Here is a 4,713-nt window from a genome sequence, read left to right as displayed (position 1 = left end):
ATGAGTGTATCTGCGCATGCCAGAAAACAAGACCCTTCGCTTCCTGAGTGCTGGCAGGCCAGACTGGTTCTTTATCCTGAGCCAATGGGGCCTGGAAAAATAAAAGGTCTGCTGTGCTCTTTGGATGATAAACAGGCCTTTGGTGCACAGGCCATTCTTGATGTCTATTTCGAGCGCTGGGAAATTGAAAATAGCTATGGAGAAATAAAACACCAGATGCTTGAGGATAGTATTCTTTTGCGTAGTCAGACTGTGGATGGAGTCAATCAAGAGCTATGGGGTATATTGCTAGCCTACAATTTAATTCGAGTAGAGATAAGTCGAATAGCCAAAGAGGCTAAAGTCTCCCCGCTGAGAATTAGTTTTGTCATGGCTTTGCGGGATATACAGGATGAAATACTCTGGTGTGCCATCGCTTCGCCAGGTTCAATTCCAAAGAAATTAAGGGCAATGCGAGAACGAGTGAAACGTTATATTCTTCCAGAAAAAAGAAAACGGCCCAAAAGTAGGACCGTTCGAATTTCAAAAACTCGGTACACCATTAAGTCAAAGCATGCTTAACTGAATGGTGTTAGCTCTTGGGCGGCTTTTAATAAAAACACAGGTGTTTCTATTTTAGGTTAACATGTAAAACAATCCCTTCTTCCTACTCCATTTTATTAAATCCAATAAAGGACATATGTCCTTAATATTAGAATTTTGCATCTAAATAGTGATAAAAACACGTGATTTTGTAGTTAAATGTTGCAAAAAAGTTTCTAATTATGTCTATATTTATGCAGTAAAATTGTCACACAATGGTATAATCTTAATCGTTCGTTCAGCCTTATAACATCGTTTTTGTACTCTCGGTAATAAGGTCCGCGCGCATGACGCAAGTCGCGAAAAATTGAACGAGCCCGCAATGAATACATTGCGCAACACAAAAAACCGTTGAACAAGAGTGCACAAAAAAGGTTAAACCCAACATGAAAGCAATGAAAAGATCTACGTTAGCTACCCTAATCAATGCAACGTTGTTCTCTGCAGTAGCAGGTACTTCATTTTCTTCTTTAGCTGCTGAAGAAGAAACAGCTAAAAAAAGTAATCAACTAGAAGTTATTCAAGTAACAGCTCGTAAACGTGTAGAAAACGCTCAAGAAGTACCAGTAGCAGTATCTGCACTACAAGGTGATAACCTTGATGCGTATAGCTCAGCTGGTATGGATATTCGTTTTTTAAATGCGAAAATTCCAAGTTTATCTATTGAGTCTTCATTTGGTCGTTCATTCCCACGCTTTTACGTTCGTGGTTTAGGTAATACCGATTTCGATTTGAATGCATCACAACCAGTATCACTTGTTGTTGATGAAGTAGTTCAAGAAAATGCAATTTTAAAAGGCTTCCCAGTATTTGATGTTGAACGCGTAGAAGTATTACGTGGACCACAGGGAACTTTATTTGGACGTAACACGCCAGCTGGCCTTGTTAAGTTTGATACTGTTAAACCAAGCCAAGAATTTGATGGTTATGGCTCTGTTTCATACGGTAGCCGTGGCGCTGTAGACACAAGTGGTGCTGTAGGTGGTGCTTTAACTGACCGTTTATCTGCTCGTGTTTCATTATTATGGCAAGATAAAGACGATTACATTGATAACCAAGCGCCAGGCTTTGAAGCTAAAGACGAGCAAGGTGGTTACACTGAAAAAGCGGCACGTGTTCAGTTTTTATATGAAGGCGATGATTTTACTGCTTTATTAAACTATCACACACGTGACTTAGATGGCTCACCAATTGCCTTTCGTGCGAATGTAATTAAAACGGGTACTAATGAGCTAGTAGATAACTACGAAAGTGATGTTGTTTATCAAGATGCGGCATCTCGCTCTACTCAACAAGTAGAATCTGAAGGCGCGAGCTTAAAGCTTGAGTGGGAACTTAAAAACCACACCATCACTTCAATTTCTGCATGGGAAAGTGCTGAAATATATTCGCGCGCTGATATTGACGGCGGTTACGGCGGCTTCTCAATAGATGACGTTCCAGTTGCTATGGGACCTGGTTTTATTCCTTTCTCTTCAGAAAGTGCTGATGGTATTCCAGATCACGACCAGTTAACGCAAGAACTACGTTTATCTAGTAACTTTGATGGTGACTTAAATTATCAAGTAGGTGTATTTTACTTTGATGAAGAGCTGACAATTGAAAACTTTAATTATAACACCGCTGATAATGGTGTGTTAAATGGTTATGTTGAGCAGCAACAAGATACAACTGCTTGGGCAGTATTTGGCTCTGTTGATTATGTCGTATCTGATGATTTAAAAGTAACAGCGGGTCTTCGTTATTCAGATGATGACAAAGATTTTGTAGCTGATCGTACACTTAGCCCAACTGGCGCTGGTCCAAAAATTATTCCTGAAAACGTAAGCGATAGCCATGTAAGCTGGGATTTATCTGCAAACTACAAAGTAAACGATGATGTTAACTGGTACGGACGTGTAGCAAACACATTCCGTGCACCAAGTTTGCAAGGGCGTATTTTGTTTAATGAAGAAGTAACAATAGCTGATTCTGAAACTGTAACATCGTACGAAACAGGTATTAAATCAGACGTGTTAGATGGACAAGGTCGCGTTAATGCAACTGTATTTTATTACACAATGGATGACCAGCAACTTACCGCTGTAGGTGGTGATACAAACTCTAGTAGCTTAATCAATGCAGACAAAACAACAGGCTACGGCTTCGAGCTAGACACACAGTGGGTACTAAGTGATGAGTTTAATGCAACATTTAACTTAAGCTACAATAAAACCGAAATAAAAGATGACAGTATTTCAATACCAGTACCTGACCGTGTTACATTAAACGTGACTGATCCAATTAATAATTCAGGCTTTGCAATACTTGATGGTAACAGCTTACCGCATGCGCCTGAGTGGATCTCTAACTTTACGCTTCGCTACACTAAAGAACTTGCCGATGGTAACTTCTTCGCAAGCGGTGATATTTCTTATCGCAGTAAAATCAATATGTTCCTTTACGAATCAGTAGAGTTTGAAGGTAAAGAGCTTATTGAAACAGGTCTTCGTACAGGTTACACATGGTCTGAAGGCGATTACGAATACGAAGTTGCTGCGTTTGTTCGTAACTTATTTGACGAGCAACAAGTTATTGGCGCTGTAGACTTTAATAACAATACAGGTATTGTTAACGAAGAGCGTTATGTTGGTGCTGAATTTAAAGTTAACTTCTTCTAAAGATAACCTTAAATTATATTAATTTTTAAAAGCCTGCCTTGTGCATAATGTCAGTCAGTTAACACTGACTGGCTTTTTTTTATAGGGATATTTAGATGGTTTCTTTTTCACACATCGTGGAAAGCTGCGCTCATGATGCCTTGTTGGTAACTGAAATAGCGTCAGCGTTTCTAATAAATGCTCATAGCGTTTTGGTAAATTTCCCGGACTTGTCAGTGGGATAGTTAACAGAAATACATTGATATGTCTTGAACAATGAGAAAAACTCAGTTGATTTGGCCATACTTCCAGTAACTCTGCTGCCTCACGCATGGCTATTCTTATAATATTGTAGGCAATTAGTAACCCCCACAATTCTTGCCTTATCATATCCGGCCTTTTTGAGCGTAGGATATAGTTTGAGTGCAACATTGTTTGTTTTATTTCTCGATATCCTATTTCTATTTCCCAGCGATGCATGTACAAATCAGCGATTTCTTTTGATGGGTAACGCATTACATCAAGCATTGATGTAAGAATCTGATACTGCTTATTATTATGCGTGTAAGTAAGCAGCCGAGCTTCTATAAACTCTGGCAAGTCAGTAAACTTTTTTCGCGCTTGTGGCGATGTTTTAAGACGCACTAACTGGTCATTTTTACTCATTTTCTTTATGGTATCAACGGTTAAGCCTTTTCTGACAGGTATCATCCAGTGCCTTTCAGTCCCTGCTTGGTGCCAACGATGCAAAAGCCCTAATGAATAATAACCGCGATCAAATAAGGTTAATGAGTTATCCGGTGTACCTTCAATGAGCTCTTCAGCGAGTGTCATTTCTCCTTGATGTTGCCCGTTAAAAGTACAATTAATGAGTTGATGGCTCGTTAGCTCCATGTGGCATACCATCCGAATTTGCGGATAGGTATTTTCACCATACTGGGTTGAGCCACACCCAAATACGTCTTTATTCTCTGGCGTATCATGTGTACGAAAAACAACGCCATCAACTGCTAATAGATTTAAGCCACAAAATGTATCGAAGTGGGCATGATTATAATGCCGTGACGCCATCATCTTGAAGACCTGCTCGACAGCATCTTCACCTAAGCGTTGTCTCGCTTGAACCATGGCACTAGGGGCAACTAGTTTCCCTTTACCTGGTAAGGCGATGTCCATTTTAGAGGCTATATCCCAAACAGATTCATGACGAAATAAACTCATACCAATCACAGACCAAACGACAGCATCGAGTGGTAGGCGACGTTTACGAACGGTGGCGACACCCGATTTTTCAAAAGCTTGGTTAAGTAATTCGGGATCTAAGATGCCAGATAAGTTATCAAGCGTTGTAAATTCATCAGCAGATGAGAAGGTGGTTGAAAGAGCTGTTTGAATATCCATAAAAAAACCGTAATTAGCGAAACTAATTACGGATTATTCACGATCATTTAGATCGGTCAACCGATCAATTAACCTTAACTGATCGGCATTA

At 39.8% G+C, this 4,713-nt stretch carries 3 protein-coding genes; 2 read left to right on the top strand and 1 reads right to left on the bottom strand.

Going from position 1 to position 4,713, the window contains the following annotated elements; all coding sequences use genetic code 11:
* Positions 1-561: transposase (locus L655_RS0114125; RefSeq protein WP_024604693.1), on the top strand; the 561-nt coding region annotated here is incomplete at its 5' end.
* Between the two features lie 407 nt (positions 562-968).
* Positions 969-3,242 (top strand): TonB-dependent receptor, encoded by a 2,274-nt coding sequence (locus tag L655_RS0114120; protein WP_024605364.1) that lies wholly within the window; start codon positions 969-971, stop codon positions 3,240-3,242.
* A gap of 54 nt (positions 3,243-3,296) precedes the next feature.
* On the opposite strand, the gene L655_RS0114115 is transcribed toward L655_RS0114120, so the two are convergent.
* On the bottom strand, positions 3,297-4,622 hold the full coding sequence (locus tag L655_RS0114115; protein WP_024604027.1) for an IS4 family transposase: 1,326 nt from the start codon (positions 4,620-4,622) through the stop codon (positions 3,297-3,299).
* Positions 4,623-4,713 lie beyond the last annotated feature (91 nt).

It is taken from the genome of Pseudoalteromonas sp. TAE79, from assembly GCF_000498015.1.
GTDB lineage: Bacteria > Pseudomonadota > Gammaproteobacteria > Enterobacterales > Alteromonadaceae > Pseudoalteromonas.
Note: the sequence above shows the minus strand (reverse complement) of the source record. Positions and strands in the feature narration are given on the sequence as shown.

What these genes read in the sequence shown, in the direction of transcription:
- L655_RS0114115 (WP_024604027.1), bottom strand. Translation starts at nt 4,622, where the DNA reads ATGGATATTCAAACAGCTCTTTCAACCACCTTCTCATCTGCTGATGAA.
- L655_RS0114120 (WP_024605364.1), top strand. Translation starts at nt 969, where the DNA reads ATGAAAGCAATGAAAAGATCTACGTTAGCTACCCTAATCAATGCAACG.